General features: G+C 54.9%; 19 protein-coding genes. 10 read left to right on the top strand and 9 right to left on the bottom strand.

Features of this window, described 5'->3' with window-relative positions; genetic code table 11:
• Positions 1 to 31: 31 nt before the first annotated feature.
• The 4 genes from MFLA_RS08945 to MFLA_RS08930 all read right to left on the bottom strand — a co-directional run bounded on the left by MFLA_RS08945 (position 32) and on the right by MFLA_RS08930 (position 6,859).
• Positions 32 to 310, bottom strand: coding sequence for a DUF2934 domain-containing protein (locus MFLA_RS08945; RefSeq protein WP_048811935.1), 279 nt, complete (start codon positions 308 to 310; stop codon positions 32 to 34).
• A gap of 79 nt (positions 311 to 389) precedes the next feature.
• Positions 390 to 1,865 carry a metalloprotease TldD gene (gene tldD, locus MFLA_RS08940; protein WP_011479968.1) on the bottom strand — a complete coding sequence of 492 codons (1,476 nt, stop codon included), beginning with the start codon at positions 1,863 to 1,865 and terminating at the stop codon, positions 390 to 392.
• A 216-nt stretch (positions 1,866 to 2,081) separates the two neighbouring features.
• The gene (locus MFLA_RS08935) at positions 2,082 to 2,939 is read right to left on the bottom strand and encodes a carbon-nitrogen hydrolase family protein (protein ID WP_011479967.1); all 858 of its coding nucleotides are present in this window, start codon (positions 2,937 to 2,939) and stop codon (positions 2,082 to 2,084) included.
• Positions 2,940 to 3,004: 65 nt separating this feature from the next.
• Positions 3,005 to 6,859, bottom strand: a complete 3,855-nt coding sequence (locus tag MFLA_RS08930) for a YhdP family protein (protein ID WP_011479966.1) — start codon at positions 6,857 to 6,859, stop codon at positions 3,005 to 3,007.
• Between the two features lie 212 nt (positions 6,860 to 7,071).
• Here MFLA_RS08930 and MFLA_RS08925 point away from each other — a divergent pair, with 212 nt between their 5' ends.
• The 5 genes from MFLA_RS08925 (at position 7,072) to MFLA_RS14600 (ending at position 11,484) form a co-directional block, all read left to right on the top strand.
• Positions 7,072 to 8,973, top strand: a complete 1,902-nt coding sequence (locus MFLA_RS08925) for an ATP-binding cassette domain-containing protein (RefSeq protein WP_011479965.1) — start codon at positions 7,072 to 7,074, stop codon at positions 8,971 to 8,973.
• 51 nt (positions 8,974 to 9,024) lie between these two features.
• Positions 9,025 to 9,591 carry a hypothetical protein gene (locus tag MFLA_RS08920; protein ID WP_011479964.1) on the top strand — a complete coding sequence of 189 codons (567 nt, stop codon included), beginning with the start codon at positions 9,025 to 9,027 and terminating at the stop codon, positions 9,589 to 9,591.
• 196 nt (positions 9,592 to 9,787) lie between these two features.
• A complete protein-coding gene (locus tag MFLA_RS08915; RefSeq protein ID WP_195741986.1) occupies positions 9,788 to 10,267 on the top strand; it encodes a hypothetical protein in 480 nt (159 codons plus the stop codon).
• Between the two features lie 75 nt (positions 10,268 to 10,342).
• Entirely contained in the window at positions 10,343 to 10,807 is a 465-nt protein-coding gene (locus MFLA_RS14605) for a hypothetical protein (RefSeq protein ID WP_195741985.1), read from the top strand.
• A gap of 56 nt (positions 10,808 to 10,863) precedes the next feature.
• Positions 10,864 to 11,484 (top strand): hypothetical protein, encoded by a 621-nt coding sequence (locus MFLA_RS14600; RefSeq protein ID WP_229407040.1) that lies wholly within the window; start codon positions 10,864 to 10,866, stop codon positions 11,482 to 11,484.
• 368 nt (positions 11,485 to 11,852) lie between these two features.
• Here the strand turns inward: MFLA_RS14600 and MFLA_RS08910 are convergent, their stop codons facing one another.
• From MFLA_RS08910 to MFLA_RS08900, 3 genes are read right to left on the bottom strand one after another with little or no spacing between them, the layout of a single operon-like run.
• Positions 11,853 to 13,061: a glycosyltransferase family 4 protein gene (locus tag MFLA_RS08910; RefSeq protein ID WP_011479961.1), complete on the bottom strand. Its 1,209-nt coding sequence runs from the start codon at positions 13,059 to 13,061 to the stop codon at positions 11,853 to 11,855.
• Between the two features lie 2 nt (positions 13,062 to 13,063).
• Positions 13,064 to 13,456, bottom strand: coding sequence for a YchJ family protein (locus MFLA_RS08905; RefSeq protein WP_011479960.1), 393 nt, complete (start codon positions 13,454 to 13,456; stop codon positions 13,064 to 13,066).
• Between the two features lie 5 nt (positions 13,457 to 13,461).
• Positions 13,462 to 15,036: a peptide chain release factor 3 gene (locus MFLA_RS08900; RefSeq protein WP_011479959.1), complete on the bottom strand. Its 1,575-nt coding sequence runs from the start codon at positions 15,034 to 15,036 to the stop codon at positions 13,462 to 13,464.
• A gap of 175 nt (positions 15,037 to 15,211) precedes the next feature.
• On the opposite strand from MFLA_RS08900, the gene MFLA_RS08895 reads away from it, so the two are divergent.
• Both MFLA_RS08895 and MFLA_RS08890 read left to right on the top strand, forming a co-directional pair.
• Positions 15,212 to 15,607, top strand: a complete 396-nt coding sequence (locus MFLA_RS08895) for a response regulator (RefSeq protein ID WP_195741984.1) — start codon at positions 15,212 to 15,214, stop codon at positions 15,605 to 15,607.
• 13 nt (positions 15,608 to 15,620) lie between these two features.
• Positions 15,621 to 16,280 carry a hypothetical protein gene (locus tag MFLA_RS08890; protein WP_011479957.1) on the top strand — a complete coding sequence of 220 codons (660 nt, stop codon included), beginning with the start codon at positions 15,621 to 15,623 and terminating at the stop codon, positions 16,278 to 16,280.
• A gap of 10 nt (positions 16,281 to 16,290) precedes the next feature.
• Here MFLA_RS08890 and MFLA_RS08885 read toward each other — a convergent pair whose 3' ends face one another.
• Positions 16,291 to 17,016: a Crp/Fnr family transcriptional regulator gene (locus MFLA_RS08885; protein ID WP_011479956.1), complete on the bottom strand. Its 726-nt coding sequence runs from the start codon at positions 17,014 to 17,016 to the stop codon at positions 16,291 to 16,293.
• A 67-nt stretch (positions 17,017 to 17,083) separates the two neighbouring features.
• Entirely contained in the window at positions 17,084 to 17,782 is a 699-nt protein-coding gene (locus tag MFLA_RS08880; protein ID WP_011479955.1) for an MBL fold metallo-hydrolase, read from the bottom strand.
• Between the two features lie 263 nt (positions 17,783 to 18,045).
• Between MFLA_RS08880 and MFLA_RS08875 the strand changes: the two genes are divergently transcribed.
• The 3 genes from MFLA_RS08875 (at position 18,046) to mtlD (ending at position 22,264) form a co-directional block, all read left to right on the top strand.
• Positions 18,046 to 18,684 carry a zinc-binding dehydrogenase gene (locus MFLA_RS08875; protein WP_229407039.1) on the top strand — a complete coding sequence of 213 codons (639 nt, stop codon included), beginning with the start codon at positions 18,046 to 18,048 and terminating at the stop codon, positions 18,682 to 18,684.
• A 34-nt stretch (positions 18,685 to 18,718) separates the two neighbouring features.
• The gene (locus tag MFLA_RS08870) at positions 18,719 to 19,087 is read left to right on the top strand and encodes an antibiotic biosynthesis monooxygenase family protein (protein ID WP_011479953.1); all 369 of its coding nucleotides are present in this window, start codon (positions 18,719 to 18,721) and stop codon (positions 19,085 to 19,087) included.
• Positions 19,088 to 20,077: 990 nt separating this feature from the next.
• Positions 20,078 to 22,264, top strand: a complete 2,187-nt coding sequence (gene mtlD, locus MFLA_RS08860; RefSeq protein ID WP_011479951.1) for a bifunctional mannitol-1-phosphate dehydrogenase/phosphatase — start codon at positions 20,078 to 20,080, stop codon at positions 22,262 to 22,264.
• Positions 22,265 to 22,318: the final 54 nt, after the last annotated feature.

Below are 22,318 nucleotides of genomic sequence, written 5' to 3'. Positions count from 1 at the left end.
CAAGCTGGGGCCTGAAGTGCAAAATTGCGTGCTACTTGCTGAGCAGCTTGTCGATCTGGGCCTCGGCTGCCGTCCAGTATTCTACCGGGCTGCCCGCAAAGCCATTGCGTTCGGCAAGAAAATAAGCGGCTACTTCCACCATGCGGTAGCGCTCTTCCGCGCTGATCTGGGAGGAGGGCGCAACGGCCTTAGTTTTGCTTGAACTGCTCTTTCTGGGGGTCGTGGTCTTCTTGGGGGCTGCCGCTGGTTTAGCCGCCGCGGCGCGGGTAGTGGCAGGTTTCTTTGCAGTGGTGCTCTTGGGTGTAGCCATTTCGGTTCCTTTCTCGTGGTCGGGACTTCCGTTCTGCTTGGAATAGGGGGAGAAGGCGGTAACCTTCGGCACCATCATATTAAACCGTTCCACCCACCGTCAAGCCGTCAATGCGCAGGGTGGGCTGGCCAACGCCGACCGGGACGCTCTGGCCTTCCTTGCCACAGGTGCCGACGCCGCTATCCAGGGCCATGTCGTTGCCGATCATGGATACGCGCGTGAGCACGTCCGGGCCATTACCGATCAAGGTCGCGCCCTTGACCGGATAGGCGAGCTTGCCGTCCTCGATCATCCACGCTTCGGCTGCGGAAAACACGAACTTGCCGCTGGTGATATCCACCTGGCCGCCGCCGAAGTTGGTGGCATACAGGCCTCTCTTCACCGACTTGATGATTTCCTCGGGCGCCATGTTGCCGTTGAGCATGTAGGTGTTGGTCATGCGCGGCATGGGGATGTGGGCGTAGGATTCACGACGCGCGTTGCCGGTGAGCGGCATGTTCATGAGACGGGCATTGAGGCTGTCCTGAAGGTAGCCGCGCAGGATGCCATCCTCGATCAGCACGGTGCGCTGGGTCGGGTTCCCTTCATCGTCGATGTTGAGCGAGCCCCGGCGGTTGATGATGGTGCCGTCATCCACCACGGTAAGGCCCTTGGCGGCGACCTGCTGGCCGATCGCATTGCTGAAGGCGGAACTGCCCTTGCGGTTGAAGTCTCCCTCCAGCCCGTGTCCGATCGCCTCATGAAGCAGGATGCCGGGCCAGCCTGGCCCGAGCACGACAGTCATGCTGCCAGCAGGAGCAGGACGGGCTTCCAGGTTCACCAATGCCTGGTGTACGGCTTTCTGTGCGTAGTCCTGTAGTACTTCGTCAGTGAAATAGCGATAGTCGAAGCGCCCGCCGCCGCCGGCGGAGCCCTGTTCACGCCTGCCGTTCTGCTCGGCGATTACCTGGATGGAAAGACGTACCAACGGGCGCACGTCCGCCGCCATGACGCCATCATGGCGCGCTACCATGACCACCTCATACTCGCCCGCAATCGAGGCCATGACCTGGGTGATGCGCGGATCCGCCTTGCGGGCGTACAGTTCCAGGCGCTCCAGCAGCCTGACCTTGGCTTCGGCGCCCAGCGACGCAATCGGGTCTTGCGGCAGATAGAGTTGGGGAGCATTGACGCGCTGTACGGCCTGGCCCTGTCTTTCTTCGCCAAGTGCTGCAATTGCGCGAGCGGCATTCGCTGCCTGTTTCAGCGCGGGCAGGCTGATGTCATCAGAGTAGGCGAACGCGGTTTTCTCGCCGCTCACTGCGCGTACGCCGACGCCTTGGTCGATGCTGAAATGTCCCGACTTGACCTGTCCTTCTTCCAGCCCCCAGCTTTCTGCCCGGCTGTATTGAAAATACAGGTCGGCGTAATCCACCTGGTGCGACATGATGTTGCCGATCACGCCCTGCAAATGTCCGATATCCAGTCCGCTGGGACGAAGCAAGGCTTCGGTCGCGGTATGGAAATGCGAGTCGGTGGCAGGACTGGAGGCGGTCGGTAATGTATCGGGTTTCATGGCATTACATCTTCAAGGTTGCATTGACGCCATCATAACAGCCAGCTGAGATGGCGGAATATAAGTATTTTCTGTAAATGGCGGCGATTGGCTGCTTTTTCAAGCACGACAGCCTGGTTTTAGGAATGTCGCGTGCAGATCCTCATGGGAGACGGTGCACAGTCCCTGCAAGTGATTCAAGAAGTCAAGGCGACCACGGCGGAAGCGCATGCCTTTTCAAAGCTTGCGGTGTTTTAATGCTGGCAGGCTCTTGCGCAGACTTTTCAGGTAGGCGGTATTGATGGAGGAAATCACGATGCCTGAGCCGCGCGGCAGCCTGTCCTGCACGACGCCCCACGGATCCACGATCATGCTGTTGCCATGTGTCTCACGCCCGGATGCATGATAACCGCCCTGGCCTGGTGCAATGACGTAGCAGAGGTTCTCGATTGCACGCGCCCGCACCAACGTTTCCCAATGCGCTTTGCCTGTCGTCTCGGTAAAGGCCGATGGCACGGCAATGATGTCGACTTCCCCCATGGCGCGGTATAGCTCGGGAAAGCGCAGGTCATAACAAATGGAAAGCCCGAGCTTGCCAAAAGGCGTGTCTACGGTCACTACCTTGTTTCCAGGCTCTATGGTTTTCTTTTCCTGGTAATGCTCGTCGCCTTTCTCGAATCCGAACAGGTGGATTTTATCGTAGCGTGCCACTTGTTTGCCCCTGTCGTCGAAAACCAGGCAGGTGTTGCGCACCTTATCCGGGTTCCCGCATTCCAGCGGTACCGAGCCGCCGATGATCCAGACCTGGTGTTTCTTGGCCGTCTTCGAAAGAAAGCGCTGGATGGGGCCGCTGCCTTCCTTTTCCCGGACGGCGACCTTGTCGGTATCCTTGAGACCCATGATGGCAAAGTATTCCGGCAAGGCGATTAACCTGGCCCCCATGTTGACGGCAATTTCGATCAGGCGCTCCGCCTCGCTCAGATTGGCTGCGACGTAGGGCCCTGAGGCCATCTGGATGGCGGCAATGCGGTGAATGCCAGGGATGGAGTTCTTGTTCTTGCTCTTGGCAACTTTTTCTCTTGATTTGATGGCCATGGTTCGTGATTCCGGACGGACTATGAATTGTCAGCTTGGTTTGTTGCATTTGTAAGTGCCGGTTGTCATCTCCCTGGCAGCATGGGTGTCTGGTCGGCATTTTCGCGCCTGCTGCCCGCCTCGACTTCCACCGGGTTGTCCCAGGTGCCGACGAACTCGTACTCCGAAGATGCGATCTGGTTCAGTGGGTCTTTCAGCAGCTTCTGCGCGAGGTAGGTGGCTGCACCCACGACAGGGCCGCCTGCCAGCGCGGCAATCGAGAGGCTGTCGCTGACATAGGGCGTTACCTTGACCTTGATATGCTGGGTTTCCTTCTGCAGGTTGGTTTCCCCGGTCATTTGCACCAGGGCGGTGGGACCTTCCAGGCGGAAATCGTCGCTGCGCATGATGCCTTCATCGATGCGCACGCTGGCGCTGATCTTGTCGAAGGCAAAGCCGCTGCTGAAGACATCGCGGAAATCGAAAGTGAGGCGGCGCGGCAGGTTCTGCAATGTCAGCACGCTGAACAGACGGCCTACGCCGGGCTGTATCTTGAGTATCTGCCCCTTGCGGACATCGAGCTGGAGATTGCCACTCAGTTTAGTCGTTTCGAAATCATGCGGGCTACCCGGCCACTTGAGCTGGCCCGTGAGGTTGGCCGAGCCATCCCTGATGGCGTTGGGATAACCGAATCGTTCCAACGTCTTGCCTACGTTGCTGATTTTCCAGTTGATATTGAGGCGGGTGTTGGGGGAGCGCTTCCAGTTGTGCCATTCGCCTTCGGCATTCAACTCGCTTTCCGGGGATGAGATGCGCAGTTTCTCTATGCTCCAGTCATTGTTGTGCTCGTTGGCGAGCAGCTCGAGTTTCCCTAGCTGCTTCGGGCCATATTCGAAACTGTCGGCGACGATATCCAGCGAGGGGTACTCATTGACATTGCTTTGCTGGCTGAATTGTCCCTGGGTGCGCAGCATGGCTGTGTCTGGTGTCGAAGATGGGATGCTCAAGCGCTTGAGGCGGGCCAGCACCTTGCCGTTCCCATGACTCAGCCACTGGATATCGCCAATCATTTCCTTGCTTTGTGCCTGCGCCTGCCAGCCATCCTTGATCGCGGTGGCAGCGAGGTTGAGGTCATTGATGCGGCGGTCGAATACGTCCAGCTTGCTGATGTACAGGTCAATATTGCGGATATCCACGCCATGACCAGATTGCTGACTGCTTTCCTTGGTCGCGATGGCCAGCGCCCGCCATTCATCGATATCCAGATGGTCTATCTTGCCATGTATCCTGATGCCCGCTTGCTGGGGGAGCGAAGGTGCAGCATTGAAGGCGATATCTCCACGCTCCAACTTCCAGCTGCCGTCGCCTTGCTTGGTACGGACAAACAAGGCGCCAAGGTTGTTGCCATATTGGATGGTGATGTTGTCCTGGCTGGGGGTGGGCTGTTTTTTCTCGATATGCAGGGGCACATTGTCGTTCATGGCCTTGTTGAGCGGGAAGGGCAGGCTGGATGTCATGCCCTGCAGGTTGGAGTCGATGACGAGATTGACGCCGTTCGGGCTGACAACGATATTGCCCTGCCAGTCGGCGGTGCCGAAGATGCGGGAGAAAATGCCATTGCCAAAACTGGCGCGCAACCCGGCATCACTGACCTGCCCGTGGGCCGTAATGTGGATGGCCTTGTCCTTGCCTGTGCTGAGGCTGACCTGCGCCGGTCCGCCGTACACCCAGGTGCTTATGTTCTGGCCGCTCACGCCATGTTCCGTGAAGTCCAGTTTGCCGTTGATGCGGCTTAACGGCGGGATGTCCTCGCTTGCGAGGCTACCGTTGGTGATGGTGTAGCTGCCCTTGACCTTGGTCGCGTTGGCGTCATGCAGCGGAATCTGCAGATTCAATGCCAGCTTGCCGGTACCGCTGGCTTGCAGTCCCTCGGTGAAGCCGCCCGTGATCTTGATCAGCGGGCTGGAGTTGAGATACTGGATGCCGTGGCTGACCGGGCCTTGGCCTTCGCTCGCGATGCTCACGACAGGCTGGTGCGATGCTAGGTTGGTGATCACAACCTTGCTCTTGGTGATGTCGGTACCTAACGTGCTGCCCTTGCTGGCATTCAATTCCATGCGGTTGCTTTCGAAAAGCATATCGAGGGCGATATTCTCGATCTTGGGCCACTCCGGGGAGAACCTGAGTTCGCCGTCATGAATCTTGGCTTTGACCTGGAACAGGCTGTTCTTGTTGTCGGCGAAGGGGAATTCGCGCATGTTGCCTTTGACGATGATACTGACATCCTCGCTTTTTCCGGCGAGGATGGCGTTATCCAGCCACGAGAGGGTGTGCTCGCCCAGCATCACGGGATAGTAGAAGCGCGCATACTGCCCATCCACGCGGTTGAGCTTGCCGATCAGCTCCAGTCTGCCACCCGTGGCGGCGTTGTGCTGGAAGCTGGCATTGATGGCGCCTGCGAGGTGCCGGTTGGCGATATTGAGGTTGTTGATGCGCAGCTCAGGGCTGTCGCCATTGGTTTTCCATTTCACCTGGCCGCTCAGCTTGTCCACCGGCACCGGCCAACGCAATATATCCTTGAACTCAAGTTCCGCGTTGCGCGCGTTGAGCGTGAGGCTGCCGCCGGTTTCATCCGCACTGACGGTCCCACTCAGCTGCTTGAAGCCGGGAAACTTCATATAGGGCTGCATGCCCAGATCGGTGAATTGCGTACGGAGCTTGTATTTTTCCGGGAACCCGCCCTGACTGGCCCACTCCAGGGTCAGCTTGTGCAAGTCCCCCCTGGGCCTGATCTCTGCGAGGGTGTGCTTGAGTTTTTCCGGCAAGGGCAGGTGGGAGACAAGCAGGTGGGCCGACGGCAGTGATATTTCATCCAGCGCAACACTGCCTTCTAGCGACTGTTTTTCTCCGTCATGCCGCTCGCGCAGCGCAATCTGGCCATGCTGCATATCCAGCCCGCTGGGCGTGACGATCTTGAGATTTTCAGCCATCAGCTCCTGCCCGTCCGCGTGCTTGATCCACGTCAGCCGGCCAGATAGCTTTTCCAGCCTGGTTTCGGGCTGGTCCTGGATGATGTGGCTGATGACGTTGTGGAGGATCATGTCGCTGACGAGCTTCTTTGGCTCTCCGTGGGCAAATTCCAGCCATGCGCGCATGGCGCCGTAGCCACGGCGTATATCAATTACGTTTTCAGGCAGCCACTGGTTCCAGGCAGCGATATCGGTGCCGTCGGCGTGGGCATACAAGGTGCCTCGCCAGGTATCCGGCTTGCTGACATCCTTGCCGTAGAGGTTGCCGCGAATGTCGATCAGCCCGGACGCCGCCACGGAGGGAATGGCCTGCAAGCCAAAGCGATGGTGGCCAACCAAGCTGCTCCAGGCGGGGTTTTCGATGTGCAGATGAAGTTTTTCAAGACGCAGCGGCGGTGCCTGGCGCAAATCATCGTGCCAGGTGATGGTGGCGTTGCTGACATCGATACTGGCCTGGCGCAACAGCCAATTGGCGAACTCGGGCCTGGAAGGGCCGTTGGTTGCAATGCCGGCAATATAGAGCGTGCCGTCTGTATCCCTGCGAATGCTCAATGCGGGATCATGGATGACGAGTGAGCTGAGGCGAGGCTCCAGCAGCAGGATGCTGAGCCATGACAAGCTGGCCTCGATATGCTCAAAGGAAAGCGCAACACGTTGCTCCGCATCGTAAATGTCGATGTCGCGCAGGGAAAGGTGTGGGTTGAGGCCGCTCCAGCTTGCGTGCAATTGCTTGATGGTCACGGTTTGCCCCAAGGCTTCGCTGACTTTGCCTGCAATGTGTTCGCGATAGTCGCCGATATTAGGTAGCACCAGGTAGCGCAGGCTGAGGACGATGATGGAGAATGCAATGATGGCGAACCACAGCAGGGCGAGGGCGGCGCGGTAACACCATATCAGGGATTTTTTGACCATATTCTGTTTGCACTGTTGTCGCCGGAGTCCGCACGATTCATGCCTGTTTAAGCTACATAAAGGTATTCGATATGCTGAAAGTATTTCATTGGCATGTGCGTTGGTCAACGCTTGAAAGGCGAAAGTTGCTAGGATTGGCTTACAATTACAATTGTTGACATTGTTCCGGCAAACGTTATTCCTCGCTTTGCCCATCACTTGAGTAGAAATTCTTGATTCAGCTAAAAAATATCAAACTGTTCCGGGGAGCTAAATGCCTGATCGAAGGCGCAAGCTTTCAGCTTCATCCCGGTCACAAAGTCGGCCTGACCGGTGCAAACGGCGCAGGAAAATCCAGCATATTCGCCATGTTGCGCGGCGAGCTGCATCCTGAATCTGGTGAGCTGGATATTCCCGCGCATTGGACAATTGCCCATGTCGCCCAGGAAACTCCGGCGCTTGCCGATGCCGCGATCGAATTCACCCTGGACGGCGATGTCGAGCTCAGGCAGATCGAGGCAGCGCTGCGCGAGGCCGAGGCTGCGGGAGAGGGGGAGAAGGTTGGTGAGCTGCATGCCCGCCTGGGAGAAATCGATGGTTATTCCGCGCGAGCACGCGCGGCGGAGCTGTTGCATGGGCTGGGTTTCGGACCGGCGGACCTGGGCAGGCCGGTTTCCGATTTCTCCGGCGGATGGCGCGTGCGACTCAATCTGGCCCGCGCACTGATGTGCCGCTCCGACTTGCTGCTGCTCGACGAGCCGACCAACCACCTCGACCTTGATGCCGTGATCTGGCTGGAAAACTGGCTCAAGGATTACCGCGGCACCTTGCTGCTGATCTCGCATGACCGCGATTTCCTCGATGCCATCGTCAACCACATCGCACATATCGAGCAGCAGACACTGACGCTTTATCGCGGCGGTTATTCTGATTTCGAGCGCCAGCGCGCCGAGCGCATGGCACAGCAACAAGCCAACTATGAACGTCAGCAGCGCGAAGTGACGCACTTGCAGAAATATATCGACCGCTTCCGTGCCCAGGCCACCAAGGCACGGCAGGCACAAAGCCGCATCAAGATGTTGGAGCGCATGGAGCTGATTAGCGCGGCGCATGTGGACAGCCCATTCAGCTTCAGCTTCCGCGAGCCGTTAGCGGCGCCAGATCCCTTGCTGGTATTGGACCAGGCCGATGCGGGTTATGCATCTACGCTGATATTGCAGCGCATCATGCTGACCTTGCGTCCCGGTGAACGGGTCGGCCTGCTTGGCCGTAACGGCGCGGGAAAATCCACGCTCATCAAGCTGCTTGCCAATGCCATGCCGCCATTGCAAGGCAAACGGGTGGAAGGCAAGGATTTGCGGCTTGGCTATTTCGCCCAGCATCAATTGGAGCAATTGCGTCCGGATGAGTCTCCCTTGCAGCACATGCTGCGCCTTGATCCCGAGACGCGCGAGCAGGAACACCGCAACTACCTGGGCGGGTTTGATTTCCGCGGCGACATGGCCACCAGCGCAGTCGGCGCGTTTTCCGGCGGTGAAAAATCCAGGCTGGCCTTGGCATTACTGATCTGGCAGCGTCCCAATCTGTTGCTGCTGGACGAGCCGACCAACCACCTCGACCTGGAAATGCGCCATGCCCTGACCATGGCCTTGCAGGATTACCAGGGCGGCATGGTGCTGGTGTCGCATGACCGTTCCCTGTTGCGTGCTACCTGTGACCGTTTCCTGCTGGTCGCGGATGGCAAGGTGCAGGAGTTTGATGGTGATCTGGAGGATTATCGCCACTGGCTCAACAAGCAGCGCCTGCGCGACAAGGCGAAGGAAGAAAAAGACAAACCAGAAGCGGCGCCCAATGCCCGCGCGCAGAACAAGGCAGAACGCCATGCACGGCTGCAGGAACGCAGGCCCCTGCTGAAGGAACTGGAGCAGATAGAAAAGAAAATGGCTGTCTGGCAGCCAGAAAAAAACCAATTGGAACAAGCCTTGGCCGCACCCGAGCTATACCAGGAAGCGGACAAGACGCGCTTGTACAGCTTGCAGAAGCGCCAGGCAGAGCTGGAACAGCAACTGGCGCAGGCAGAAGAGCGCTGGCTGACCTTGCAGGAACAGCTGGAAGCCTTGCCCGACATCCATTGAGCACGATCAATCAGGCGCACCGCCACAAGAATGAAAAAGGAAAGTAAAGCAATGGAAATACGCTATTCACAGAGATTAAGCCTGACTTATGCTTTGTGCCTCAATGAAGCACGTACCAATGCCGGCGAGCCGCCCAGCACCAGGCTGGAGGATTATGATCCCTTGGAGGCTTCGACCTACCTCGCCTGCTACATCACCTTCCGTGCCATCCAGCAAGCCGGCCGTTCGCCTGCGGACGAGCGCGTAGAAAACTTCGATATGCTGGCCGTATACCAGGCATACGCGATGCTGGTCTATACCTACCTGACGCTGCCGTTGGGGGACGAAGCAATAGAGCCGGATTACAAGGCGGCCGCCATTACCATTGCGAGGTCATTGTTTGCTGAACTGGAAAACGAGGAGCTGGCGGAAATCATCGAATCCGGCAGCCATAAATACCAGTTGATCGGCGATGCGGAAGCCGAACACTGGATGAATTACCGCCAGGATATCGAGAAAGTGTTGATGGCGTTCGTGATCGCCGCAACCGATGAAGAATCGCCTTTCGACAAGGAAGAGTTGGTGCCAATGCTGGGGGCCTTGCTCAGTATGTTGTGCGAGGCGTTTGCGAGTGAATAGCATCAAGGAATTATATGCGTGGATTTTTAAAAGGTTCATGTAGTTATTGCGCTTATTATTGATAGCGCTCTTATTGCCTTAAACTGGCAGGTAGCTTTCTCTCATCTCTATGAATAAGCGTATCTAAGCTAAGCATCGAAACCGAACTGGTTACTCGATACAGTGTATGCAGGCATTGGTAATCAATAAGGAACAGATGAATTCATATTTATATCCAACAATTCCAGGCTGGTTTGAAGAACTTCTTGAGAGGTGGAAAAGCTCGGGAACCAGAGCGATTTCATTTCCTTTTCTATGGTTTAAACCAACTACTCTACCAAATGATAAAAATGCAGCGTTCTGGATGTATCTCTACTACACCGAAAACCAGACGAAAAAGATTGATCTAAAGCGAGTTGTTAAATTTCGGGTACGGGTCATTGAGTATTCGTTTTCTATGATAAAAGGACCAGATATTTACACAATTTTTGATAATGAAGTCGATGCAAAAGTCTGGTTTAGGTGTGATGTTGTTGAAGAGATAAGGAAGAATAATAGTGAATTTTTGCATGCTGCCAACTTTGAGCACAGCGAAGGAGTGTTGTTGCCCCAATTTGTAAGGAAATCAATTGCTCCTATAAGAAGAAAGTCTAATTGCATTTCGGTACAGAAAACTTCATATTTACTGAATGATTGATTGCACTAATACTGTCATATATTGGACTTGCCTACATAGTGGAACAAGTCGATGATTTCGAGATGAGGAGTGGTTGTGACAGATTTTTTTCAAGGTGTTGTGGCCGAGTTTTTACGTGCTGACCGTGGGGTATTTGTTAATCCTGAAATATTGCTGCAACTTGAACTTGGAGCTAGTCCAAAGAAAGGCCGCTTTTGGTATTGTGATCTAATGGCAGTCTCCCTTCGAGAGCGTGAGGTATATCTTTGTGAAGTCACTTATTCGTCAAGCGTATCTGCACTGATAAAGCGTCTTAAAGCCTGGAAGGCACATTGGCCTGAATTGGAGCTTGCTTTGCAACGAGACTCTGGCATCGATCCTACTTGGCATATATCTGTTTGGGTATTTTTACCAGAGAGTCGACAGTACATTTACGAACGAAAGCTTGCTACGCTTGGAGCGTTTGTTGACCCAGGGATGCCTAAGCCAAGGCTAACCGTTCTTGAGGATGTCCTTCCTTGGAAATATTGTACTTGGGATAGACAGCCAGAGGTTTTTTGATAATTCATCGCAGTAAGCTCATTTGATGAGCTTAGATATTGGATGATTGAGGATATATGATGCGAACCATTAAATCTTATGATGCACTTGATCGCTTTGGTCGCATTCGTCTATCTAAGCATTTTTTTATGCGGGATTTTTTGTATAGCGAAATATCGAATTTTTACGGAGTGCCAAATATTCCAGAAAATCCGGATAAGGCTGTTGAGGCAGGTAGGCATTTGTGTGAGGAGTTACTAGAGCCACTAAATGCTACCTTTGGTCGTATAACAGTACGTTCTGCTTATAGATCACCGAAAATAAATAGTATTGGACATGAGAAAGGGCATAATTGCGCTAGCAATAAAGCAAATTTTTCCCATCATATCTGGGATTATCCCGATGATAATGGCATAGGGGCAACTGCATGTATTGTCATTCCTTGGTTTATGGATAAATACAGCAGCGGCACTGACTGGCGGTCACTTGCATATTGGATTCATGATCATCTTCCCTATAGTCAAGCTGAGTTTTTTGATGGTCGCGGTATGTGCTCATTTAATTTGAGCTGGCATGAAAAGCCTAAAAAACTCATTACGAGCTGGATGAAGCCTAGAGTTCTATTGAAAGGCGAGAGTGTCACTGGTAATTTTACTGAGTGGTACAAAGGTTTTCCAAAGCTCAACACAAGCACCTAACAACTTTATAGGCCGTTTATTTTGCTTGCTGGGATGGGGGTAAAACCTGCCGTCCCTTTGCCGACTCGCCAGTTAGGCGTCGAGCAGCCAAGTTAAGTGAACTGCTCACGCTGCATCGTTACTACTGTCATAAGCCGTAATCAACCGCCTGATTGCCGGTTGATGCTGTTTTCTCCCTAGTGTTTTGCCTAGTTGGTATAGGCTGCTTCGTAGTTGTCAGTAACATTGCTCACCAAGCTGGTCAAGTAAGCATCGGATGTAGTGCAAGCAATGTTGTCAGGTTCTTTTTACACTGAGTCTTGTTACACTGAGTCTTGATCGTTTTTTTTTATTTTTCGTAGGCAGTCGCCAAGTGCTGTTCTCAACTGTTATATCAATTCGCCGAATAGTTGCCGGTAGGCCGAGATGCCTTGGCTCAAAGGGTAGCGTTCAATAATGGTAGCGCGTGCGGTTTCGCGGATGGCTTGCAATTGGTCTGATGAGGCAAATACGCGGTCTATGGCATTGGTCAGCTCGTTGCCTGAGAAAAAATCAACTAACAAGCCATTTTTGCCATCTTCAATGACTTCCTCCACCGGTGCCGTGCGCGAGCCTATCACCAGGCAGCCGGCCGACATGGCTTCCAGCATCGACCAGGACAGCACGAAAGGCACGGTGAGATAGACGTGTGCCGAGGATATCTGCAGCACGCGCAGGTATTGCTGGTAGGGTAGCTTGCCGAGGAAGTGCACGCGGCTGAGGTCCAGGCCAGGCACTTCCCGCAACAATTTGGCCCGGTAGGTCTCGCCTGGCGGCAGCTTGCGGCCATAGCTGACCTCGTCACCCCCCACGATCAAGACATGGCACTTGGGCCTGCGCCTGAGGATTTCCGGCAAGGCGCGCATGAAGACATGAAAGCCGCGGTAGGGCTCGAGATTGCGCGATACATAGGTGATCACTTCGTCCTTGCGCGTGAGTTTTAAGCCTGAGCCTAGCTGTATCCAGGCTGAAGGGTCGGGACGCGCAGCCTCGGTGTTGATGCCCTCATGGATCAGCCGCAGCTTGGGCTGGTATTGCGGCGGGTACAGGCTGCGTTGCCAAGCCGTGGGGCTGATGCCGATGTCGGCGGCATGCAGAGAGAGCAGGTTGGTGATGTTCTTGGTACGGATGCGCAGGTGGTCATCCAGTGTCATGGGATATTCCGGGTCGAAGCCGGCATCTGCGCCTGTGGTTTGGTAAAAGAATTCAAAGAATGTGACCAGCGGCACATCGGGGTAGATGTCCTTGGGGTAGATCGCTTCGCCCCAGCCCATATGGGCGACGATGATGTCGGGCCGGTAACCCTTTTCTTTCAGGTGCAGCAGCGCCCGCGCGACGCTCTGGCCGCGGATCACATGCTCTTCCACGGGAGCGAGATAGGGGTGAACGCCTTGAGTCGCGGCACGAGCCGGTTTGTATTCCATGCGCTGTACGCCTTGCATGCCGGGGGCATGGGCTTCACATAGGCTCAATACTTGATGTCCGCCTTCATCGATCAGGGATTGGGCAATATGGCGGAATTGCCCAGGGAAGTTCTGGTGGATGAAAAGGATATTCATGCTCAGTCCCCGATGAAGTCGCCGTCCACGTAGTACCAGCGTCCATGTTCGCACACAAAGCGGCTGTGCTCGTGCAACCTTTCCGCCTTACCGTTCAGCTTGTAGCGGGCAATGAATTCGACGATAGCTTGGTTGCTGCCTGTTGCCTCATGCTGCACGACCTTGAGGCCCAGCCATTTCAGCGGCTGACTACCCGCTTCATCCTGCAGCGAGGCAGGGCGCGTCGAAGGGTGCCAGGTATGCAGCAGGTAATCCGTCAGCCCGAGCACATAGGCTGTGTAGCGGGAGCGCATGAGCGCTGCGGCGTCTGGCGCGGGTTCTCCCAGGTGCCAGCGCTTGCAGCACTGCTCGTAGGCGTCGCCGCTTTCACAAGGACAGGGAACCGTGTGCTTCATCGGGTTCAGAAAATCTCGCGGGTTTCGAGAAACTCGATGTCGGGATAGCGTTCCTGTGCCATTTGCAGGTTGACGCGGTTGGGAGCGAGGTAGACGTATTCCTCATTGCCGTCCAGCGCGACGTTGAAGCCGTATTTGTCGGCAATTGCCTTGAGGTCGGCATCAGATCCACGTAGCCAGCGTGCGGTGGCGCAATCGTAATTCTCGAATGCGACGTCCACGCCGTATTCATGTTCCAGGCGGTGTGCCACTACGTCGAACTGCAACAAGCCGATGGCGCCGAGGATCAAGTCATTGGAAAGTAGCGGGCGGAACAATTGCGAAGCGCCTTCCTCGGCTAGTTGCTTGAGGCCGATCTGCAATTGCTTCATTTTCATCGGGTTCTTGATGCGTGCGCGGCGGAAATATTCAGGGGCAAAGGACGGAATGCCGATGAACTTGAGGTTTTCGCCTTCAGTAAAGGTGTCCCCCAGCTTGACTGTGCCATGGTTGGGGATACCGATGATGTCGCCGGAATAGGCTTCGTCCATGGTCGTGCGGTCCTGTGCCATGAAGGTGATGGCGTTGTTCACCGACAGTGTCTTGCCTGTCGCGACCTGCTTGATCTTCATGCCGCGCTCGAAGCGGCCCGAGCAGATGCGCAGGAAAGCAATGCGGTCGCGGTGCTTGGGGTCCATGTTGGCCTGGATCTTGAACACGAAGCCGGAGAATTTTTCCTCCGTCGGCTCAACCACGCGGCTGGCGGTATTGCGCGGCAGCGGGGGCGGGGAAAGCTCTACTACGGCGTCGAGCAGGGACTGCACCCCGAAGTTGTTGATAGCCGAGCCGAAGAACACCGGCGTTTGCTTGCCGTCGAGATAAGCTTGCTTGTCGAAGGCATTGGAGGCGCCGCGCACCAGTTCCACATCCACGCGCAGGTCATCGGCCTGTGCGCCGATCAGTTCGTCCAGGCGTGGATTGTCCAGGCCCTGGATGATTTCGGCGGTACCCTTCTCAGCATGCGGATCGAAGAAGCTGATAGTGTCGTTGTACAAATGGTAGACGCCGCGGAAGCTCTTGCCCATGCCGATCGGCCAGGTCATCGGGGCGCACTGCATGCCCAGCGTGGATTCGATCTCGTCCAATAATTCAATCGGCGCGCGCGATTCGCGGTCCAGCTTGTTGATGAAGGTGAGGATGGGCGTGTCGCGCATGCGGCAGACGTTGAGCAGCTTGATGGTCTGGGCCTCCACGCCGTTGACAGAGTCGATCACCATCACGGCAGAATCCACTGCGGTAAGCGTACGGTAAGTGTCTTCCGAGAAATCGTCGTGGCCCGGCGTGTCGAGCAGGTTGATCATGTGCTCGCGGTAGGGGAACTGCATCACTGACGATGTGACGGAAATGCCGCGCTGCTTTTCCAGTTCCATCCAGTCCGAGGTGGCATGGCGTGCCGCCTTGCGTCCGCGCACTTCGCCTGCGACCTGGATGGCGCCGCCGAACCAGAGCAGCTTCTCGGTCAACGTGGTTTTACCCGCATCCGGGTGGGAAATAATCGCGAAAGTGCGACGGCGCTGGACTTCTGAGCTGAAACTGGACATAGGGAGTTTTAAATTTTGAACGCTGGACAAAGGGGCTATTTTACCTTGTTGTTTCCATGTGCCGCGGTTTTTGTGCTCAGGGTATGATGAACGCCGTAACCTCTGGCTGACGAATACTTGATGAATATGTGAAACGACATATGACTAAGCTGTCGGTTTTCCTATAATGCAGATCATGACACTTAAAAATAATAATGGAGGGGACTTGGAGAAACAGGCGCAACAGGCGTTGATCGTCGAAGATTATCAAGCCGCGGCAGAAACCTTCAAGGAGCTGCTGGAAATGCTCGGTTTTCAGGCCGATTATGTCATGTCCGGTACCGATGCACTGCATGCAATGTCCACAAGGGGCTATGATGCAGTGTTCATCGACTTAAATCTTCCCGACACTTCAGGGCTGGCATTGGTCAAGCAATTGCGCGCATTGCCTATGGAGAAAACATCGAAGTTCGTTGCCGTGAGCGGTTTTGCCAAGAATGACCTCGGAAAGGAAGCTTGCGAGCTATTTGACTTCTATCTGGAAAAACCGATAGATATTGCCTCGCTTGAGCCTATATTGCAGTCCATTTGACAAGGTTGAATGCATGGAATCTCCAATAGCGGTACAACAACGGGAATGGGTGCTTGCAGGTATCAGGCATGAGATATTCATGCGTGTTTTCCCTGCCTTGCGACATGGCCTGGTTGGCCCCGTCTCCATTGCACGCATGAGCGTTTCCATCGTTCGGCGGCTATTATCCAAAGGGGATGCAGGCAAGGCAGTGCTGAACGAACCGGTTGAACGCATAGACCAGCAACTGGCAGAGGCCGTGACGGGAATACGCGCGCTGCAGGCATGGGAACCTGGGGCCAAGGGGCTGGCGACGCCTGCCGAGGTGCTGCGCCAGGGTATGTCATTGATGACGGCATCGCTGGCCTTGCGCGATATCAAGCTGGATTATGTTCCCAGCGATATCCAGGAGGTAGAAGAGGTGCACCACCAGCCATTTCTCTACGCTTGGTTGGCACTGCTATGTCATGTCGAGGATAGTGTGCAAGCGCCTGTGAGCTTGCGTATCGAGCAGAAGCAGCCCAAGTCCGTGTCTGTGGAGATCATACATTCCTTATATGACGTCAACCAGGACAAAACCAGGCCAACTGCGCATGTGCGCCTGATTGATCAGGCAGCGCTGGAATTGATGGCTGCCGCAAGCGGCTTACAGCTAACCTCTGGGGAAGGGTGGATGCGCCTGAGCTGGATATAGTCGTCGGCTTTCAGCAAAGTAGAGGGCGCGGTTTCAACGGTGTGTGGAAGTAATCCGCCAGGCTGGCCAGCATTTTCTCATCATAGATAGTCAGCAGATTGTTGCGTAGGTGATGCAGCCCGAGCTTCTCCAGTTTGTGCAGCGTTTTGTTGGTATGGGCCAGTGACAATCCCAGCGCATCGGCAATTTCCTGTTGTGTGAGGGGAAAGGGAATGGTCTTGCTGGTGGCAGGGTAGATGGATTTGTATCGCTTGTAGAGGTGCAGCAGCAGCATGGCAATTTTTTCCATGCCGTTGCGCATGCCGACATTGATCAGGTTCTCATCGACGATTTGTTCTTCCTGAGCGCATAGCCAAGTAATGTCGTAGGCCAGCGCCGGGTGGTGCTGATAGAGCGACCAGAGCTTGCTCTTGTCCAGCTCGCACAGGCTGATGGGCGTCAACGATTGCACGCTACTGCCGCTGTTTTCCAGCAGGTTCTGCTGCAGCCCGATCAGGTCGCCAGGCAGCAGAAAGTTGAGGATCTGGCGGTTGCCGTTCTTGAGTGTGCGATACCGATAAGCCCAGCCGTCAAGCAGGGTATAGAGCTGGGGGGAGCTGGCGCCTTCCTTTACGACCGTCTTGCCCGCAGGCATGTTGAGCTGGCGTAGCTTGAATGTATTGATGAAGGCGATTTCCTCTGGCTTGTGGCGTTTGAAGGCCGGTTGCTGGCGCAGGTAGTCACTGAGTGCATCCATAAAGTCTCCTTGGGTTCTATTGAGTCAGGCAAACTGCGGGTCGGGTTTGCTCGGTGCATGCTGGCTTTCAGCCATGGGGGTAGGCTTCTATCCCCAGCCTTTTGTTGGCTGGCACCGCGACCTCGAGCATATCCGGCTTCGGCAAATCCAGCGCGTTCATGATGGCGATGAATTCCTCGCGCGATTTTCCTGCCAGCCGCGGGTTGATGGCCTTTTCCTGGCCGATGGCGCTGACGCGGTATCCCTTGTAATCATGACCTGGGTAGACCAGCGTTTCGTCCGGCAAGGTAAAGAGCTGGCCGGTGATGCTGTCATAAAGCGTGCCCGGGTCTCCGCCCTGGAAATCGGTCCGTCCGCAGCCATTGATCATTAATGAGTCTCCTGTGAACACCCTGTCATTCATCAGGTAGCTGACGCTGCCTGCCGTATGGCCGGGTGTCGCCAGCACGTCGACGATATGTTGGCCCAGGCTGAGCTGGTCTCCATGCTGTAATTGCAGGTCTGCAAGCAAGGCGTTGCAGCGGCTGCCAATGCCCGTGAGCGTGCTGGTTTCCTGGCGTAACAAGCCACTGGCGGTGATGTGGTCAGCATGCACATGGGTATCCAGTGAATATTTCAGCACCAGGCCATATTGATCCAGCAGGGTGAGGTAAAGCTGGAGTCCCGAATCGACAGGGTCGATTAGCAATGCTTCTTTGCTTGATTCATCACCGAGCAGGTAGGTATAAGTGGAGGATTCCTGATCAAACAGTTGCCTGAATATCATTGAGGCTCCTTTCTTGATTTTTATCGGTTGGTCCTCGGGGAAAAAATGTCAATCTTGAGTTGACACAGTAAAAGACAACGGTTGACTGCACTATGTTCCTGGCTGGGATTTATTGCCGTTATAAATGCATTGATAAAAATCCGGAACCAAAGTTTTTTCATTTCACCGATAACTTCAATACCGCATTTCGCTGGACTACCGGGCAGCACGCAACCTGCTGGGCTCACTGCGTAACCGGGGACTGGCGTAAGAAGCCGCGCTCATTGAGCCATCTTGAGGCGGCAAGTCTGACCCTGGTAGGAGGAACGGTATGGGAAGCACTGGTCGTGCGCGCCGCGTTACGAGTGGGAGAAAGCATCCTGATACACGGTGGTGTGGGCGGGGTGGGCCATGTAGCGATCCAAGTCGCAAAAGCCATGGGGGCCAGGGTGTTTACGACTGTGCGTGAAGCAAATTTTGAGTTCGCTCGAACCTTGGGGGCTGACGTGGTCATTGACTATGAAAAGGAGGACTATGTTGATGCCATTATGCGGGAAACGGGTGGTCATGGCGTCGATGTCGTATTCGACACCATCGGCGGTAACACGTTGTCGCGCAGCCCCGATACGCTGGCCCAACTTGGCCGCATTGTCACGATAGTAGACACTTCACTGCCACAAAACCTCGTTCAGGCCTGGGGCAAGAACGCAAGTTACCACTTCGTATTCACAAGACAGAATCGCGGCAAGCTTGATGAATTGAGCGCACTGATAGAGCGCGGTCAACTACGGCCACACATTGGCGCGGTCTATTCGCTAGCCGACATACCACTCGCCCATGCGCTATTGGAGACTCCCAATAATGGTCTCCGGGGAAAAATCGCGATTGCAGTAGAGCCATCGAGTCATACCGAAAGTGCATAATTTTTAGCCATCAAAATCAGTTTGGAGAGTCACCATGATTTATGAAATCGCTTTGCTACCTGTTCACAAGGAATACGTTGAAAGATTCAGTTGTGCATTTGCCGAGGTCGCTCTCTTGCTCAGTCGAGCCAAGGGCTACGGCGGTCACCTGCTCGCACGAGGGGTCGAAACACCTGAGCTATTTAATCTGATCGTACGATGGGAGTCACTTGAAGATCACACCCCGGGCTTCGAAGCAAGTGAAGACCATCTGACATTCATGACAGGCTTGCAGAAATACTTTTCAGAAGAGCCGAGGGTCTATCACATTGAAGGCGAAGGGGAGAGTTTTGATACAGATGATGATATGAGTAGTGCTGTTCGCACCGGGAATGCTAGTGCCTCAAGGGGGTTGTGGCGATAAAATAATTGGATCGTTGTCGGGAAGCTTTCATACCCAACGCGATCTGTACCGACTGCGCGACATTACCGTGTAGACGTTGGCAGAGTAGCCGTTAGGGCAGCGAGGCGGTGTATACACTGCCGTCCAGCTGTCCCCTTTAGACCTTTGTGCGCTATTACTTTTCTTGCGTGCAAGGCACTGTCATGCCCCGCAGAGCATAGCGCCTTGCGCCACTCCCGCATAGCGGATGTACGCGACACGGAACCTGTTTACTGAGCTGTATCCATCGCGCTCTGCTTCAGCAAGACCGCACGCACTGAGTATCAGGAAATGCTTGCTCAGCCCTATGCGCCAAGCCAACAAATATTCCATCGGAGTCATTCCCATGATCGCTCCGGGATCTCATACATCTGTCGTATTGCGGCTGAAAGACTCTCATCCATAAGTCCACACAGAAAGCCAGAAGACACGGTTGTTCCAGCCGTCGAGTGCAGAGCTTCGACAAAAAGCACTCCCAGCACACGGGCCAGGATGACGTCGAGTGCCGTTGTGTGCACGCGCTTTCGCCTTTTGGGAATAGAACAAGTTGAAGGTTACGACAATACTGCGTCCCAGCCTGTCAGAACGCCCCTACGATTGTTATTGTGAAGCGCTTGTGTAGCACTTAACCCAAAACATGCAACGGTCGTTTTTTGCCTAACCTATTGCCCCACAAGACCTTTCACCCCGCTACATGTCTGTACTAAAGACTTGGCAGCGGCCCTTATTCAAGGGAAAGGCAATCCATGGATCCATGTTGTGCTACCGGCGAAAATGTTGCCTCAGTCCTACAAGTAAGCCGCTTTCAGGATCGTTAGGGCCCTGCCGAATGATGAGTATTCCTCATCGCATCAAATTGAATCCAAAGACCAAATAGCCGAACAGTAGCAAAAATATGTTATGGTAAAAAAGTCATCATTCATTTCACACCCGAGGTGAACCCGCATAATCAATCAGCGTTAAGGATTTTTAATGATTTTCAAGGAAAGACTCATCCATGCTGCCATATTCGATATGGATGGCACCATGTTCGATACCGAACGTCTCCGATTTACCACCATCAAGCAAGCTTCTGCCGAACTTTTCGGCGAAACCATCAGTGATGAGATCCTGCTCGGCTCCTTGGGCCTGAGTGCCAAGAAGGCGGAAGAGCTTGCCAAGAGCCGCTATGGCGAAGACTATCCCTATGCCGCTATTCGCAAGCGCGCGGACGAGCTGGAGCTGGCGCATGTGCGCAAGCATGGCGTGCCGGTCAAACCAGGACTGTATGAGATCCTCGAGCGACTCAAGCGCAATGGCCTGTTGATGGCGGTTGCCACTTCCAGCCGTCGCGCGATTGCGGAGGAGTACCTGATCAACGCCAACGTCATGAAGTATTTCGATATCACGGTCTGCGGCGACGAGGTGAAGCAGGGCAAACCGCACCCGGAGATATTCCGCACCGCGGCCAAGGAGCTGAATTGCCTGCCCGAGCATTGTCTTATGTTCGAGGATTCTGAAAATGGCCTGCGCTCTGCCTCAGGAGCCGGCGGCCTGCCCATTTTGATCAAGGACATCAAGGAGCCCAGGCCCGATATCAAACAATTGGCCTACCAGGCCTACGACAGCATGCCCGATTTCCTGGCCGACCTGGTCAGATTCACACCCAATCTGCCCAAGCCCAAGCTGACAGATGCGTTTCCGCAAACCATCAACAATATGCGTGCGGGCATTCATGGTTTCGGCGCGATGGGCGGCGGTTACCTGGCGCAGATATTCTCGCACTGGGATGGATATACCAGGCCCTATGAAATTATCGGCGCGAGCAACAATGCGATCCTGCGCAGCCTGGTCAATGCATTCGGCAAGTATGACGTTCACTACGGGAACCTGGCCTTCCATCAGACCATAGACCGTATCCGCCTGATCGACATGGCAGACGAGGCAGCGGTGTGCGAGATGTACGCAGTATCGGAGATCATCGGGCTGTGCCTGCCGGAGTCCGCCATCAAGCAGCAGGCGGCGATGATTGCCAAGGGACTGGTTGCACGCTACCAGAACGGCGCCGGGCCCCTGACCATTCTGGTCATACTCAACAAGTTGAGCGGAGCGGCATTTGTCAGGCGGCAGGTGAAGGAGGCCATGGTACGCATGCTTGATGAGCAGCGCGCAGAGCAGATCATGGCGATGGCATACTTTACCGAAACGGTCGTCAACCGCATGGTGTCAAAAATACCGAAAGAAATTCTATTGAAGCAGGTCAGGATTAATTTCGCTAGTTTTGAGAAACATACCCAGAAGGCACTGGGCAGCGGGGAAGGCAACGTGGCGCCCATGCATCAGGAACCCGCCCTCCTGGCCGAGCCGGGGCTGGGCAAGATCGTGAGCCAGTTACGGCATGCCTCGCATCTTAATCGGGCCTTGGACCAGCTTGGAGTGACCTTGTTTGAAAGCGGGCCGGACATGGTGCTGTATGCCAAGAAGGGAGGCAAGATACTCGAACGCCTCCGCCAGGTACAGACCGTGGATAACATTGCCGAGATCCAGGCGATCAAGAACAGGCTGCTGAACGGTACACACGCCATCATCGCATGGTATGCCAGCTTGCTGGGTTACCAGACCATCGGGCAAGGCATGGGGGACGAGCGTGTGGTCATGCTGGTAAAGCGCCTGGTCAATAACGAGATCAAGCCTGCCATGCTGCAGGAAAACCCGGCCCTGGCGGAATATATCAATACCTCGTTCGTCAACAGCTTCATTGCGCGTTGCAAGGCTTCTTTCAAGGACCCATGTCGGCGTATCGGGCGCGATCCCCTACGCAAACTACAGCGCAAGGAGCGTATCATGGGCAGCATTGAGCTGGCTGCCCGCCATGGTATCCAGACGCCTATGCTGGAGTTCGGTGCAGCACTGGGGATTTTGTATTCACTGCGCCTCATCACGCCAGAGGACAAGGAGTGCCAGCGCATCAAGGCCTTGTTCGAGGAGAATGGTGCCGTGGCCGACGTGCTGGCCTTCAGTGGTGACTATCACGGCAAACCCTACCTTGGCCTCGACCGGCAGCAGGATGCGGCATTGATCGAGCGCATTGCAGAGCACTTGCGACAGCTGACCGACCCAACTTCGGCGCATTGGCAATGGCCGCTGAGTTATAACTACGCCGAGGAGCTGGCATCCTGACAGGCTGCCAACAGCGAGGAGGCTTTGCCGACTGTGGTATATTCGACATGACTT

Origin of the sequence: Methylobacillus flagellatus KT, from assembly GCF_000013705.1 — a bacterium.
GTDB lineage: Bacteria > Pseudomonadota > Gammaproteobacteria > Burkholderiales > Methylophilaceae > Methylobacillus > Methylobacillus flagellatus.
The sequence above is the reverse complement of the archived record's forward strand: the minus strand, read 5'-3'. Positions and strand labels throughout refer to the sequence as shown.

Bases quoted from the DNA above. Each gene is read 5' to 3' on its own strand.
- MFLA_RS08945 (WP_048811935.1), bottom strand. From the start codon at position 310: ATGGCTACACCCAAGAGCACCACTGCAAAGAAACCTGCCACTACCCGC.
- tldD (WP_011479968.1), bottom strand. From the start codon at position 1,865: ATGAAACCCGATACATTACCGACCGCCTCCAGTCCTGCCACCGACTCG.
- MFLA_RS08935 (WP_011479967.1), bottom strand. From the start codon at position 2,939: ATGGCCATCAAATCAAGAGAAAAAGTTGCCAAGAGCAAGAACAAGAAC.
- MFLA_RS08930 (WP_011479966.1), bottom strand. From the start codon at position 6,859: ATGGTCAAAAAATCCCTGATATGGTGTTACCGCGCCGCCCTCGCCCTG.
- MFLA_RS08920 (WP_011479964.1), top strand. From the start codon at position 9,025: ATGGAAATACGCTATTCACAGAGATTAAGCCTGACTTATGCTTTGTGC.
- MFLA_RS08915 (WP_195741986.1), top strand. From the start codon at position 9,788: ATGAATTCATATTTATATCCAACAATTCCAGGCTGGTTTGAAGAACTT.
- MFLA_RS14600 (WP_229407040.1), top strand. From the start codon at position 10,864: ATGATGCGAACCATTAAATCTTATGATGCACTTGATCGCTTTGGTCGC.
- MFLA_RS08910 (WP_011479961.1), bottom strand. From the start codon at position 13,061: ATGAATATCCTTTTCATCCACCAGAACTTCCCTGGGCAATTCCGCCAT.
- MFLA_RS08905 (WP_011479960.1), bottom strand. From the start codon at position 13,456: ATGAAGCACACGGTTCCCTGTCCTTGTGAAAGCGGCGACGCCTACGAG.
- MFLA_RS08900 (WP_011479959.1), bottom strand. From the start codon at position 15,036: ATGTCCAGTTTCAGCTCAGAAGTCCAGCGCCGTCGCACTTTCGCGATT.
- MFLA_RS08895 (WP_195741984.1), top strand. From the start codon at position 15,212: ATGACACTTAAAAATAATAATGGAGGGGACTTGGAGAAACAGGCGCAA.
- MFLA_RS08890 (WP_011479957.1), top strand. From the start codon at position 15,621: ATGGAATCTCCAATAGCGGTACAACAACGGGAATGGGTGCTTGCAGGT.
- MFLA_RS08885 (WP_011479956.1), bottom strand. From the start codon at position 17,016: ATGGATGCACTCAGTGACTACCTGCGCCAGCAACCGGCCTTCAAACGC.
- MFLA_RS08880 (WP_011479955.1), bottom strand. From the start codon at position 17,782: ATGATATTCAGGCAACTGTTTGATCAGGAATCCTCCACTTATACCTAC.
- MFLA_RS08870 (WP_011479953.1), top strand. From the start codon at position 18,719: ATGATTTATGAAATCGCTTTGCTACCTGTTCACAAGGAATACGTTGAA.
- mtlD (WP_011479951.1), top strand. From the start codon at position 20,078: ATGATTTTCAAGGAAAGACTCATCCATGCTGCCATATTCGATATGGAT.